Source organism: Micromonospora sp. NBC_01740, from assembly GCF_035920365.1.
Lineage (GTDB): Bacteria > Actinomycetota > Actinomycetes > Mycobacteriales > Micromonosporaceae > Micromonospora > Micromonospora reichwaldensis.
Map to the genome: position 1 here is coordinate 5804861 of NZ_CP109150.1, position 13418 is coordinate 5818278.

The 13418-nt window shown below is 73.0% G+C and carries 10 protein-coding genes; 7 read left to right on the forward strand and 3 right to left on the reverse strand.

Annotated elements, in window-relative coordinates; all coding sequences use genetic code 11:
• The first annotated feature begins 160 nt into the window (after positions 1–160).
• The 4 genes from OG989_RS25710 to OG989_RS25725 all read left to right on the forward strand — a co-directional run bounded on the left by OG989_RS25710 (position 161) and on the right by OG989_RS25725 (position 7674).
• Positions 161–1555 (forward strand): pectate lyase family protein, encoded by a 1395-nt coding sequence (locus tag OG989_RS25710; RefSeq protein WP_327028739.1) that lies wholly within the window; start codon positions 161–163, stop codon positions 1553–1555.
• Between the two features lie 117 nt (positions 1556–1672).
• Positions 1673–3295, forward strand: coding sequence for a pectate lyase family protein (locus OG989_RS25715; protein ID WP_327028740.1), 1623 nt, complete (start codon positions 1673–1675; stop codon positions 3293–3295).
• A 121-nt stretch (positions 3296–3416) separates the two neighbouring features.
• Positions 3417–5945, forward strand: coding sequence for a pectate lyase family protein (locus tag OG989_RS25720; RefSeq protein ID WP_327028741.1), 2529 nt, complete (start codon positions 3417–3419; stop codon positions 5943–5945).
• Positions 5946–6240: 295 nt separating this feature from the next.
• Complete coding sequence (locus OG989_RS25725) at positions 6241–7674, forward strand: hypothetical protein (protein ID WP_327028742.1); 1434 nt, start codon at positions 6241–6243, stop codon at positions 7672–7674.
• Positions 7675–7753: 79 nt separating this feature from the next.
• On the opposite strand, the gene OG989_RS25730 is transcribed toward OG989_RS25725, so the two are convergent.
• Positions 7754–9475, reverse strand: a complete 1722-nt coding sequence (locus OG989_RS25730) for an acyl-CoA dehydrogenase family protein (RefSeq protein WP_327028743.1) — start codon at positions 9473–9475, stop codon at positions 7754–7756.
• Positions 9476–9501: 26 nt separating this feature from the next.
• The gene (locus OG989_RS25735) at positions 9502–10053 is read right to left on the reverse strand and encodes a PadR family transcriptional regulator (protein ID WP_327028744.1); all 552 of its coding nucleotides are present in this window, start codon (positions 10051–10053) and stop codon (positions 9502–9504) included.
• Positions 10054–10151: 98 nt separating this feature from the next.
• Between OG989_RS25735 and OG989_RS25740 the strand changes: the two genes are divergently transcribed.
• The 3 genes from OG989_RS25740 to OG989_RS25750 are packed head-to-tail and all read left to right on the forward strand — an operon-like array spanning position 10152 to position 12390.
• Complete coding sequence (locus tag OG989_RS25740; RefSeq protein ID WP_151453262.1) at positions 10152–10877, forward strand: FadR/GntR family transcriptional regulator; 726 nt, start codon at positions 10152–10154, stop codon at positions 10875–10877.
• Positions 10874–11725, forward strand: coding sequence for a sterol desaturase family protein (locus OG989_RS25745; RefSeq protein ID WP_327028745.1), 852 nt, complete (start codon positions 10874–10876; stop codon positions 11723–11725). Before OG989_RS25740 ends, OG989_RS25745 begins: the two co-directional genes overlap by 4 nt.
• Positions 11722–12390, forward strand: coding sequence for a lysoplasmalogenase (locus OG989_RS25750; protein ID WP_151453264.1), 669 nt, complete (start codon positions 11722–11724; stop codon positions 12388–12390). Before OG989_RS25745 ends, OG989_RS25750 begins: the two co-directional genes overlap by 4 nt.
• A 60-nt stretch (positions 12391–12450) precedes the next feature.
• On the opposite strand, the gene OG989_RS25755 is transcribed toward OG989_RS25750, so the two are convergent.
• A complete protein-coding gene (locus OG989_RS25755; protein ID WP_327028746.1) occupies positions 12451–13392 on the reverse strand; it encodes a hypothetical protein in 942 nt (313 codons plus the stop codon).
• Between the last annotated feature and the right edge of the window lie 26 nt (positions 13393–13418).

Genomic DNA, 13418 nt, shown 5'->3' on the forward strand with positions numbered 1-13418 from the left:
ATCGGATATAGGGGCGTCAACCCGACCGAGGACGGCCGGGGCGATACCGGCCGATTTGATCAGTTGCAACACTTCTGCACACGTTTGTCATTGACTCGTCTAAAACGCGAAACCTACCGTTGCCTGATACCCGACCGGCAACGAACAGGTGGTCCGATAGATGTGGAAGAAGGCAGTGGGCGCGGCGATGGTCGCCGTGACGCTCGCGGCGACACCCGGGAGCGTCACGGCGGCCCCGGCCTCGGACGGCGGGGCCGCTCCGGCGCAGAACGGCGCAGTCGACACGGCCGACGGCGGGATCTCCTGGCTCGCCCGGCACCTGGGCCGGCAGGCGCTGCCGTCCGGGGACGGCTGGGCGGCTGAGGGGACCGGCACGACCGGCGGCGCGGCGGCGACGCCGGAGCAGGTGCACGTGGTCTCCAGCCGGGCCGAGCTGGTCGCGGCCCTCGGCGGCGACAACGCCACCAACCGGGGCAACGCCACCCCGAAGATCATCTACGTCAGGGGCGAGGTCGACGGCTTCGAGGGGCCCGACGGGAGCGTCCTCGACTGCGCCGACCTCGCCGACCCGGAGTACTCGCTCGCGGCCTATCTCACGGCGTACGACCCGGCGGTCTGGGGTCGGGTGGCGCCGAGCGGGCCGCTGGAGGCGGCGCGGGTGCGCTCCGTGACGAACCAGACCCGGCAGACCCAGATCAACGTCGGCCCGAACACCACGATCGTCGGCCTGCGCGGCGCCCGGCTGACCGGCCTGACGCTGATGCTCGACGGCGCGCACAACACCATCGTGCGGAACCTGACGTTCGACGACGCCCGGGACTGCTTCCCCGCCTGGTCCCCCACCGACGGCGACGCCGGCAACTGGAACTCCCAGTACGACCAGATCTCGGTGCGCCGCAGCGAGCACGTCTGGATCGACCACAACACCTTCACCGACGGCGACAACCCCGACAGCCGCCAGCCGGTGCACCTCGGCCGGCCGTACCAGGTGCACGACGGGTCGGTGGACGTCACGCACACCGCGAGCCTGGTGACCGTCTCGTACAACCGGTTCGTCGGGCGGGACAAGGTCATGCTGATCGGCTCGTCCAACACCGTCGGCCCGGACGTCGGGCGGCTGAAGGTGAGCCTGCACCACAACCTCTTCGACGGGGTGCTCCAGCGGCTGCCCCGGGTGCGCTTCGGCCAGGTCGACGTGTGGAACAACCACTACCGGCTGGCCGGCGACGGCTTCGAGTACGCGATCGGCGTCGGAGTGCAGTCCGCCGTGGTCGCCGAGAACAACTTCTTCACTCTCGGCACCGGCGTCACGGCCGACACCCTGCTCTACGACTGGGGCGGCACCGCCGTCACCACCCGGGGCAACTGGGTCCGCGCCGCCGGGGACCGGGCCCGCCCGGTCGACCTGGTGGGCGCGTACAACGCGGCGCACGAGCCGGACCTGGCCCCGGACGCCGGCTGGACGCCGACCCTGCGCCGCGGTCCGGTGCTGCCGGCGCCCGCGGTGCCGGCGGTCGTCGGAGCGCTGGCCGGCGCGGACCGGCTGCTCCTCTAGGACGCCGGCCGCCGCGCCGTGGTGCGCGGCGGCCGGACGGCCGGTGGGCCGCCGCGTCCGGCGCTCAGCGCGGCGGCCCACCGGTGCACACCCCCCCCCACCACCAGGAGGTGCACCATGAACCGGACACCCCGCTCCCGGACGCGCACACCGAGGCTGCTCGGCGCGGCGCTCACCGCCGGCGCCCTGGCCGTCGGCACGGTGCTCGCGACCACCTCGTCGGCGCACGCCGACACCCTGTTCAGCGACACGTTCTCCGACGGCGCGGCCGACGGGTGGTCCCGCTCCGGCGGCAGCTGGTCGGTGGTGACCGACGGCTCGTACGCCTACCGGCAGTCCGGCACCAGCAGCGACGCCCGGGCCCTGGCCGGCGCGGGCACCTGGACCGACTACGGGGTGCAGGCCCGGGTCCGGCCGACGGGCTTCGGCGGGGCGAACCGGCACGCCGGGGTGATCGCCCGGGCGCAGAGCAGCAGCAGCTACTACGCGCTGGTGGTGACCGCGAGCGGTGGCGTGCAGCTGATCCGCCGCTCCGGCGGCGACCCGGTGTCGCTGGGCTCCGCCCCGGCCGGGATCACCGTCGGCAGCTGGGCGACGCTGCGGCTGGAGGCGGTCGGCAGCTCGCTGCGCGGCTACGTCGACGGCACGCTACGGGTGCAGGCCACCGACGGCGCGTTCGCCGCGGGACGGACCGGCCTGGCCACCTCGTACGCGAGCGCCACCTTCGACGACGTCCAGGTGGACACGGCCACCGGCGCCCCGCCCACGGCCACGCCGACCGGCGGGCCCACCCTGCCGCCGACCGGGCCCCCGATCGATCCGGGCGCCCCGCCGATCGGCTTCGCCTCGGTGCACGCGCTCGGCCAGAACGGCACCACCGGCGGGGCCGGCGGCCCGACCGTCACGGTGGACACGGCCGCCGAGCTCCTCGCCGCGATCGGCACGGCCGGCCCGCTGACCGTGCGGGTGGACGGGATGATCGCGCTGCCCGGCCCGATGCACGACGTCACCTCGGACAAGACGATCGTCGGCGTCGGCGCGAACTCCGGCATCACCGGCGGCGGCCTGAACATCGGCCTGCCGGTCAGCGACGCGACCAGCCCGCCGGCGAACGCCGTGCACAACGTGATCGTGCGGAACCTGAACTTCCGCAACACCGTCGACGACGCGATCAACGTGCAGATGTTCTCGCACCACGTGTGGATCGACCACAACGACCTGGCGTACGGCTACGACGGGCTGATCGACGTCAAGCGCGGGTCCAGCTACGTCACCGTGTCCTGGAACCACACCCACCACCACACGAAGAACATGCTGCTCGGCCACGACGACCGCAACGCCGCCCAGGACGTCGGCAACCTGAAGGTCACCTACCACCACAACTGGTTCGACCGCACGCCGCAGCGCAACCCCCGGGTCCGCTACGGCGATCCCGTGCACGTGTTCAACAACTACTTCGTCTACAACACCGACGTCGGGGTGGCCTGCCAGCTCGACTCCGGCTGCGTGGTCGAGGGCAACTACTTCGAGGACGTCGAGGTGCCCTGGTCGATCAGCTACTCCGGGGACCGGGGCCGCATGATCGCCCGCGACAACGTGCTCGCCGGTACCAGCGAGCCCGGCGACGCGGGCGGCACCGTCCAGGAGCCGCGCACGTTCTACCCGTACACCCTGACCGAGCCGGCCACCGTGAAGTCCGTCGTCACGGCCGGCGCCGGCACCGGCAAGCTCCCCTACTGACCGCCCCTCCGCGGACCGCCGGGCGCGGTTCGGCGCCGGGCATCGGCCCGGCGGTCCACGGCGCACCACACCCTCAGGGATCGATGTTCATCGATCATTTGATCACCACCAGGGAGGTCCCGTGCACCACTCCGACACTCGTCGGCGGAGGCACCGCCGAGGGTTCCTCACCGCGATCGGGGCCGCGTTCCTCGCGGTCGCCCTCACCGTCGGCATGGCCGCCACAGCCCACGCCGACACGCTCTTCTCCGACGACTTCTCCGACGGCAACTCGTCCGGCTGGACGGCCTCCGGCGGAAGCTGGTCGGTGACCGGCGGCAGCGCGCGGGCGCTGCGACAGGGCGGCACCAGCAGCGACGCCCGCTCGCTGGCCGGCACCTCGAGCTGGACGGACTACTCCGTCCAGACGACCGTCCGGCCGACGGCGTTCAACGGATCGAACCGGTTCGTCGCGCTGCTCGCCCGGGTGCAGAGCAGCACCAGCTACTACTACCTCGCGCTGCGCAGCAACAACACGGTCGAGCTCAAGCGGCTGAGCGGCGGCTCCGCCACCATGCTGGACACCGCCGCCCTGCCGGTCGGCACCGGGACGACCTACACCGTGCGGCTGGACGTGGCCGGCGGCTCGCTCAAGGGGTACGTGAACGGCGCCCTGCTCGCCGAGGCGACCGACACCTCGTACGCCAGCGGCCGGATCGGCGTCGCGACGTTCTACGCCAGCGCCGACTTCGACGACGTGCGGGTCGACTCGGGCGGCGCCGGCCCCACGCCGACGCCGACCAACCCGACGCCGTCGCCGACCGGCGACCCGGGCAACCCCGGCACCAACGTGGCCGACGGCTGGGCCTCGGTCGACGCGTGGGGCCAGAACGGCACCACCGGCGGCGCGGGCGGTCCGACCGTCACGGTCTCGACCGCCAGCCAGTTCGTCACCGAGGCGGCATCGAGCGGGCCGAAGATCATCCAGGTCAGCGGGATGATCGCGCTGCCCGGCCCGATGCACGAGGTCACCTCGGACAAGACGATCGTCGGCGTCGGCGCCAACTCCGGGTTCACCGGCGGCGGCCTGAACATCGGCCTGCCGATCGACAACGCGGTCACCGCGCCGCCCGCCAACGCCGTGCACAACGTGATCGTCCGGAACCTCAACTTCCGGAACTGGGCGGACGACGCGATCAACGTGCAGATGTTCTCCCACCACGTCTGGATCGACCACAACACCTGGACCACCGGGGCGGACGGCGGCGTCGACATCAAGCGCGGCTCGTCGTACGTGACGGTCTCCTACAACCACGCCGACGGCACCGACAAGAACATGTTGCTCGGTCACGACGACGGCAACGCCGCCCAGGACACCGGCCGGCTGAAGGTCACCTACCACCACAACTTCTTCGACAACACCAACCAGCGCAACCCGCGCGTGCGCTTCGGCGACCAGGTGCACGTCTACAACAACTACTACCTGAACACCGGCAACTACGGCGTCGCGTCCACCGAGAACGCCGGGGTCGTCGTCGAGGGCAACCACTTCGAGAACGTCGACGACCCGTACCACCTGGCGGAGGGCTCCTCCGGCGACGGCCGACTGGTCGCCAGGAACAACTGCCTGGTCAACTCCGGCGCCGGGCAGACCGGCGGCAGCGTGACCAACCCGCCGTACGCGTACACCGTGGGCACGGCCTGCGACATGAAGGCCGTGGTCACGGCGCAGGCCGGGGTCGGCCGGGTCGGCCTGCCCGGCAACCCGACCACCCCGGCGCCGAGCACCCCGGCGCCGACCCCGACGCCGACCTTGCCGCCGGCCGGGGACCTGGTCGGCTGGGCGACCCAGAACGGCGGCACCACCGGCGGGGCCGGCGGCCAGACCGTCACCGTCTCCGACGGCCAGGCGCTCGCCGACGCCCTGGAGTCCTCGTCACCGCTGGTCATCCGGGTCACCGGGTCGCTGACCATGCCCGACAAGATGAACGACGTGCGCAGCAACAAGACCGTGCTCGGCGTGGGCGCCGCGACGCTGGACAACGGGTTGAACATCAGCGGCGCGAGCAACGTCATCGTCCGCAACCTGACCTTCCGGGGCTGGGACGACGACGCGATCAACGTGCAGGGCTCGCGCAACGTCTGGATCGACCACAACACGTTCGACGGCGGCTACGACGGCGCGGTGGACGTCAAACGGGCCTCCGACTTCGTCACCGTCTCGTGGAACCGGGTCACGAACCACACCAAGAGCATGCTGCTCGGCCACGACGACGGGCACACGGCCGACATCGGCCACCTGCGGGTCACCTACCACCACAACTGGTTCGACGGGAGCAAGGAGCGCCACCCGCGCGTCCGGTTCGGTGACCCGGTGCACGTGTTCAACAACTACTACTACGGCGCGGACTACGGCGTGGCGTCCACGATGGGCGCCGGGGTGCTGGTCGAGGGCAACCACTTCGAGAACGTGACCCGCCCCACCGCCGTCGGCTACGCCGAGTCGGACCCGGGTGACCTGGTCCAGCGCAACAACATCTTCACCAACTCCGGCGCGCCGGAGAGCGCCGGGGACGTCGCCCCCATTCCCTACCCGTACCGGCTCGACGACGCGAGCGGGGTCAAGGCGGCCGTGACCGCCGGGGCCGGCGCCGGTCGGATCAACCCCTGAGCCGGACCCGGGGGTGGCGGTCGGGCCGACCGTCACCCCCGGGGCGGTGGCCGGGCGGGCTGCAACAGACCTGCACGTACGGCATCGGCGACGGTGGGCAGGGCGAGAGCCAGGAAGCGATAGCCTCCACCAGGGCGGCGGCGGCCCCGCGGACCATCCGGTCCCGCGGGGCCGTCGCATGTGGTCACCCTTTTCGCGGGGGCGTGCGGCCGCGACGGTAGCGTGGCGCCTCAGCACGGCCCGTGGGGCGGCTCTCCCGCCGGCGCGGCGCTCGCGATCGTACGGAGGAGGATGCATGTCCCACGGCGACGACCCGTTCGCGGCACGCGAGGACGCGGCCTCGCGGCCGAGCTTCGACCTCGCGCTGCGCGGCTACGACAAGCGGCAGGTGGACCGCTACGTCGAGCAGGTCGACGGCGAACGGTCGGCGCGGGCCGCGGAGCGGGAACGGGCCTCGACCCAGCTGCGGGAGCTGACCGTCGAGGTGCACCGGCTGCGGGCGGAGGCGACCGAGCTGCGGGACCGGCCGGCGCAGCCGGACCGGGCGTCCTTCCGCGACCTCGGTCCGATGGTCGACCAGATCCTGGCCCTGGCCGAGAAGCAGGCCGGGGCCATCACCGACGCCGCCGGGCAGCGGGCCGCCGAACTCGAAAGCGAGGCGGAGCGGGTGCTCGCCGAGGCCCGCGAGCAGGCCAGCACGACGCTGCGTGAGCTGACGGAGGAGGCGGCCGCGCGGCGCGACGAGCACGACCGGGAACACGAGGAACGCCGGGCCAACGCCCAGGCCGAGCTGGCCAGGATCCGGGAGGCGGCGGAACGGCTGCGGACGGCGGGCGAGGCGGCCCACGACCACGCGGTGCAGGAGGCGAAGCGGATCGACGAGCAGACCGCCCAGCAGGTCGAGCAGGCCCGCGTCGAGTCCGAGGCGTTCCTGGCCTCGGCCCGCGCCCAGATCCAGCAGGAGGTGCAGGCGGCGCGCGCGAAGACCCAGCAGGAGCTGGGCCAGTGGCAGGCCGGCGTGGAGCGGGAGATCAACGACCGGCGGGCCGCCGCCGAGCAGGAGATCGCCGAGCAGCTCGCGTCCGCCGAGCGGGAGCTCGGCGCCCAGCGTACGGCGGCCGAGCAGGAGATCGCGACGCTGATCGCGGAGGCCCAGCAGTACGCAGCCAAGGTCCGCCAGCACGTGGACGAGCAGGCCGCGACCCACCAGCAGCAACTCGCCGCGACACAGCAGGGCATCCGGGACCGGCGGGAGGCGCTGGCGCGGATGCAGTCCGAGCTGGACGCCGCCCAGCAGCAGCTGGCCCAGGCGCGGCAGGAGAGCGCCGGCGTCGAGCACGAGTTCGCCGAGGTGCAGCAGCGCCTCACCGAGACCCGGCAGGAGCTGACCGACGAGCTGCGCCGCCTCGACGAGGCGCGCCGGGCCGCGGACTCCGCCGAGCAGCACGCCAAGGAGGTCCGCGCCCGGGTCAAGCGGGAGGCGAAGCGGGTCGCCGACCTGGCCGCGGCGGCGGTCATGGCGGCCGCCACGGGCGGCGCGGAGACCGCCGAGTACCCGCAGGTCGCGGCCCGGCCGAGGCCGGACCGGCCGGTGCCGGTGGCGGTGCGCCCCGCCGACGACGCGGCCCCGGAGGGCAGCGAGGACGCGGCGGCGCCCGGCGACGGCGGGCGGGCCCCGGCCGAGGCGCCGGCGCCGCAGCCGGCGAACCAGGTGGTCACGGCCGGCTGACCCGGCGCCGGGTGGTGACCGGCGGCGGCCGACCGCCCCGCGCCGGGCAGCCGGCCGTCGGCCGCCACGGTCCGCAGCGTCAGGGGCGCATCTCGTACGCGCCGCTGAGCGCCGCCACCCGCGCCCACATCCGCGCCGTGCGCCCCGCGTCCGCCACGGGCCGGCGGACGTGCGCCAGCGCCCAGGCGGCCTGCTCCCCGGTGGTCGCCGCCCGGCCGTGCAGGTCGACGGCGTACGCGGAGAAGTCGCGGACCAGGACGTCGAATATCTCGTCGAGCACGTCGCGGTCCAGGCCGGTCAGCTCGGCCTGCTCCAGGATCAGGTGGCCGTAGACGATCAGCGCGAAGAGCTGGCCGAGGGCGAGCAGGAAGTCGAGGTCGCGCTGCTGCTCCTCGCTCGGGGCGTGGGCGGCCAGCAGCGCGCAGAAGCCGTCGGCCTGCTCGCGGAAGCGGGCGACGTTGGGCACCTCGGCGTGGGCGTCGTAGGCGGCGCGCCAGTCGTGGAACCGGATCGTGCCGAGGCCCCGGGCCGGGCCCTGCCGGAAGAGGAACTCGTCGTCGGCGGCGTCGTGCCGGGTCGGCACCGGTGGGTGTTCGGCCGGGTGGAACAGGTAGTTGGCCATGAACTTCATGATCAGTGTGAGGTTGACGTGCACCGTCCCTTCGAGCTTGGGCAGCCCGCGGATGTCCTTGGCGGCCTTGTCGAAGTAGGTGTCCGCCTCGAAGCCCTTGGCGGCGATGACGTCCCAGAGCAGGTCGACGACCCGCTCGCCCTCGGTGGTGACCTTCATCTTGGTCATCGGGTTGAACAGCAGGTAGCGGCGGTCGTCCGGGCCCGCCGAGCGGAAGTAGTCGACGGCGCGGTCGCTGAACAGCTTCATCGCGACCAGGCGCGCGTACGCGTCGGTCAGCTCGCGCCGTACGTGCGGGAAGTCGGTGACCCGCCGGCCGTAGAGGACCCTGTTGTGGGCGTGGGTCACGGCCTCGTACATGGCGTGCTCGCAGATGCCGATCGAGGCGGTGCAGAGGTTGAACTTGCCCACGTTGACGGTGTTGAGCGCGGCGTCGAACGCGGCCCGCCCGGTGTGCAGCACGTCCTCGGGGCGCACCGGGTAGTCCTGGAGGCGGAACTCGCTGACGTACATCTGCGCGTTCACCACGTTGCGGACCAGGTGGTAGGCGGGGTGGCGGCTGTCGGCGGCGAAGAAGACGTAGCCGTCCGGTCCCTCGACGTCGGCGCGGCGGCCGAAGACGGAGACCAGTCCGGCGACGTTGCCGTTGCCGATGTAGTACTTGGCGCCGGTGGCGCGGAACCCGCCGTCGCCGTCGGGGGTGAGGACCATGTCGGTGGAGTAGATGTCCGCGCCGTGGGCGCGCTCGGAGAGGGCGAACGCCATCACGTGGCCGTCGGCGAGCAGCCCGGCGGCGCGGGCCCGCGCGGCGGCGTTGTCGCTCTGCCAGACCGGACCGAGGCCGAGCACCGTGACCTGCCAGGTGTACCAGTAGCCGAGGCCGTAGAAGCCGAGGATCTCGCTGAGCGCGGCGTTGCGTGCCGTGTCCCAGCGCCTCGCCGGGTCCCCTCCCCCGTCGGCGGCCGGCGTGCAGAAGGCGGCGAACAGCCCCTCCTTCGCGGCGAAGTCCAGGAAGTCGGCGTACCACTCGTGCCGGTCGTAGGAGTCGAGCAGCGCCTTCTTGCCCCGCCCCTCGAACCAGTCGACGGTGGCCCGCAGCAGCCGGCGGGAGGTGTCGTCGAGGTGGGTGGGGTCGTAGCTGTGCGGGTCGAGCAGGAGCGAGTCCGCCATGACGGGACTCCCTTCGGTGGGGTGGGTCAGTCGTCCAGGGTGCGCAGGGTGGCCAGCACGTCGTCGAGCCAGGCGAGCACCATCCGCTCGTACGCGATGCCGCCGCGCAGCAAGACGTGCTGGAGCGCCGCTGCGGCGTCGGGCGCGGCGGGGTCGGGGAAGTCCCGCCGCTCGCCGGCCAGGTAGCGGGCGAGCGTCTCCTCGTGGGTGGCGCGGTAGTGCTCGACCTCGGCGACGAGCGCGGCGCGGCCGGCGGCGTCGTCGAAGGCGGCCCCGCGGATCTTGACGGCCAGTTCGTGCCGGACCGCCTCGGGTTGGACGGGCGCGCGCAGCCAGTCCACCAGCGCGGCCCGGCCGGCCGGCGCCACCGAGAAGGACCGCTTGTCGGGGCGGCCCGCCTGGCCGATCTCCTCGGCGGTGACCCAGCCGTCGGCCTCCATCCGCTTCAGCACCCGGTAGATCTGCTGGTGGGTGGCCGTCCAGAAGCGGCCGATGGAGCGCTCGAAACGCCGGGCCAGCTCGTAGCCGGAGCCCGGCCGTTCGAGCAGGGAGACCAGGATCGCGTGTTCGAGCGCCATGCCCGCCATCCTGCTATGCAACTCGTTGCATAGCAAGCGTCGAATCGACTGGTCCAACCAGTTGACGGGTTGATGTGGTCTGCCCCACACTCCACGGCATGGCGTTCGCTCCCGTCCCCCGCTCGTCGGTCTCCGACCACGTCTTCGGCCAGATCCGCGACGCGATCGTCAGCGGCGTCTACCGCCCGGACGAGGCGCTGCCCGGCGAGCGGGAGCTGGCCGCCACCTTCGGGGTCAACCGGCACGCCGTGCGGGAGGCCCTGCGCCGCCTTCAGCAGCTCGGCCTGGTGCGGGTCAGCCAGGGCGACGCCACCCGGGTGCTGGACTGGCGGGTGCACGCCGGGCTCGACCTCGCCCTGTCGCTCACCCGCTTCCACGACACCCTCCCGGTGGACACCCTGGTCCGCGACATGCTGGAGATGCGGGCCTGCATCGGCGTCGACGCGGCCCGGCTCTGCGCCGAGCGCGGCGACCCGGCGGTGCGGGCCGCGATCCTGCGGGCCGTCGAGGAGTACGCGGGCCTCGCGCCGGATCTGACCGGGATGGGCGAGGCCACCATCGTGCTCTGGCGACACATCGTCGCCGGCTCCGGCAACACCGCCTACCTGCTGGCCTTCAACAGCCTCGTGGCCGGCGCGCTCGCCGTCGGCGAGGTGCCCCCGCAGCGGCGCGCCGCGGAGCTGCTCGACGTCGCGGGACACCGCCGGCTCGCCGACGCCGTCGTCACCGGCCGGTCCGCCGACGCCGCCCGCGAGGCACGGGCCCTGCTCACCGCCCCCCTCACCACCCCCGCCGCAGCACCGAGAAGGGAAGCCCGGGCATGATCCCCGCCGTGCTCTACGCCGTACCGGCGTTCCTGCTCCTCATCGTCGTCGAGGCGCTCTCCTACCGGTTCGCCCCCGACGACGGCGAACGCGGGTACGAGCTGCGCGACACCGCCACCAGCCTGACCATGGGTGCCGGCAGCCAGGTCATCGGCGTGCCGTGGAAGCTGGCGACGATCGGCCTCTACGCCGCCGCGTACACCGTCACGCCGATCCAGCTCTCCCCCACCAGCGTCTGGACGTGGGTGCTGCTGTTCTTCGCCGACGACCTCGCCTACTACTGGTTCCACCGCTCCCACCACGAGGTGCGGCTGCTCTGGGCCGGGCACGTGGTGCACCACTCCAGCGTCTTCTTCAACCTCTCCACGGCCCTGCGGCAGAGCTGGACCCCGATGACGTCCGTACCGTTCTGGCTGGGCCTGGCGCTGCTCGGCATCCCGCCCTGGATGATCTTCCTTCAGCAGTCGGTCAGCCTGCTGTACCAGTTCTTCCTGCACACCGAGCGGGTCGGCCGGCTGCCCCGGCCCGTCGAGTGGTTCTTCAACACGCCCTCGCACCACCGGGTCCACCACGGCGCCAACGCCGAGTACCTAGACCGCAACTACGGCGGCATCCTGATCGTCTGGGACCGGCTGTTCGGCACGTTCAAGCCCGAGCGGGCCACCGTCCGCTACGGCCTGACCAAGAACGTCGGCACGTACAACCCGCTGCGGGTGGCGACGCACGAGTACCGGGCGATCTGGGCCGACGCCCGGGCCGCCTCGTCCTGGCGGCACCGTCTCGGCCACGTGTTCGGCCGGCCGGGCTGGCAGCCCACCCCGCAGGCGCAGCCGGCGGTGGCCCGATGAGCATCCTCTGGCTGTTCGGCGTGGTGGCCGCCGTCGAGCTGATCGGCGTGGCGACCGACTCGACCCTCCTGCAGTGGCTGGCCAAGCCCCTGCTCGCGCCGGTGCTGCTGGTCCACCTGCTGCGGGTACGCCGACGCGTCGACCCCGTGGCCGTCGGGCTGGTCTTCGCGACCGGCGGCGACATCGCGCTGCTGGTCTCCGGCGACACGGCGTTCCTCGTCGGCATGGGCTGCTTCCTCGGCACCCAGGTGGCCTTCCTGACCGCCTTCCTGCGCCACCGGCGCCCGCCGGTCGTCGCGGTCGCCGCCTACCTCGCCTGCTGGGTGGCGGCGAACCTGGTGCTGTGGAACTCCCTCGGCCCGCTGCGGCTGCCAGTGCTCGGCTACAGCCTCGCGCTCAGCCTGATGGCCGCCGCCGCGGCCGGCGTCTCCCGGCGCGTGGCCCTGGGCGGTGGGCTGTTCCTGGTCTCCGACCTGTTGATCGGGATGGACGCCGCCGGCTCCCGGATCCCCGGCCACGGCCTGGCCGTGATGACCACCTACATCGCGGCCCTGCTGCTGATCACAACCGGCTGGATGGCGGCCACCGCCGGGCGTGCCCGGCGCACGGCCGGCACCGGCAGCCCCGCGCGCGCCCCGGGGCCGGTGCCCGGCAACGCCCGTTGACCGGGCCGACGGCGCCCCCGGTCCAGCCCGGACCGGGGGCGCCGTCGGTCGTCGCGCCGGTCAGTTGTACGGCATCGTCGGGAACCAGCCCACACCGAAGATCGCGGGCACGCGCAGGTCCCAGTACACGACGGTGAAGACGCCCAGCGCGACCAGCAGCGCGCCGGTCACGGTCGCGGCCCGGCGCGGCGACGCCATCCAGGCGAGGAACCGACCCCGGCTGGCCAGGATCAGGACCGCGAAGAGCGCCGCGACGATCAGCACGTTGCCCAGCGACTGGAGGGCGAAGGCGAGCGCCCCGTACCCCGGGTTGCCGGTGTCGACGGCCCAGTGGAACAGCTTGTTGAACAGCGGGTACGGCCGGCCGACCAGGAACCCCCCGACCAGGGCGCCCATGACGACCACCCGCGCCACCGGCCGGCGCGCGAAGACGTCGGGCAGCAGGCCGAGGGCCGCCAGCCCGAGGTAGGTCAGCGCGAGGCCGATCAGGCCGAAGACCACCGACGACTGGATCAGGCGTACGGGCATCCCGCCCACGGTGTCGGTGGACAGCTGCGGCAGCCGTTCGCCGAGCAGCACCCCGAGCGCGCCGTAGGTCGCCGACACCGCCAGCATGCCGACCGTCAACCAGGCGACGGGCCGCAGCAGCGACCGTACGCCGTGTCGGTGCCCGGCCGCGCCGGCCTGGCTCATCGGGCCGACCGAGGCCGCCATCGCGATGTTGCAGGCGGTGAAGGTACCGGCGAAGCCGGACACGAAGGCGAACAGCAGCCCCGCCGCGGTGCCGGTGATGGCGGTGCCCTTCGCGTCGTGGCCCAACAGGGTGTCGGCGACGGTGTCGCCGATCACCGAGTCCACCAGCTCGAACGACCAGAGCACGGCGAGCAGCACGCCCGCCGCGGCGCTGATCACCGCCGTCCGTCCGGGGCGGGCCACCGGCCGGGGTACGGATTGCGGCGGCACACCTCGCGGTGGGGCCTGCGGGCTGTGGTGCACGCTCATCGCCTCGCTCTCCTCTCTGCCATGCG

Bases quoted from the DNA above. Each gene is read 5' to 3' on its own strand.
- OG989_RS25710 (WP_327028739.1), top strand. From the start codon at position 161: ATGTGGAAGAAGGCAGTGGGCGCGGCGATGGTCGCCGTGACGCTCGCG.
- OG989_RS25715 (WP_327028740.1), top strand. From the start codon at position 1,673: ATGAACCGGACACCCCGCTCCCGGACGCGCACACCGAGGCTGCTCGGC.
- OG989_RS25725 (WP_327028742.1), top strand. From the start codon at position 6,241: ATGTCCCACGGCGACGACCCGTTCGCGGCACGCGAGGACGCGGCCTCG.
- OG989_RS25730 (WP_327028743.1), bottom strand. From the start codon at position 9,475: ATGGCGGACTCGCTCCTGCTCGACCCGCACAGCTACGACCCCACCCAC.
- OG989_RS25735 (WP_327028744.1), bottom strand. From the start codon at position 10,053: ATGGCGCTCGAACACGCGATCCTGGTCTCCCTGCTCGAACGGCCGGGC.
- OG989_RS25740 (WP_151453262.1), top strand. From the start codon at position 10,152: ATGGCGTTCGCTCCCGTCCCCCGCTCGTCGGTCTCCGACCACGTCTTC.
- OG989_RS25745 (WP_327028745.1), top strand. From the start codon at position 10,874: ATGATCCCCGCCGTGCTCTACGCCGTACCGGCGTTCCTGCTCCTCATC.
- OG989_RS25750 (WP_151453264.1), top strand. From the start codon at position 11,722: ATGAGCATCCTCTGGCTGTTCGGCGTGGTGGCCGCCGTCGAGCTGATC.
- OG989_RS25755 (WP_327028746.1), bottom strand. From the start codon at position 13,392: ATGAGCGTGCACCACAGCCCGCAGGCCCCACCGCGAGGTGTGCCGCCG.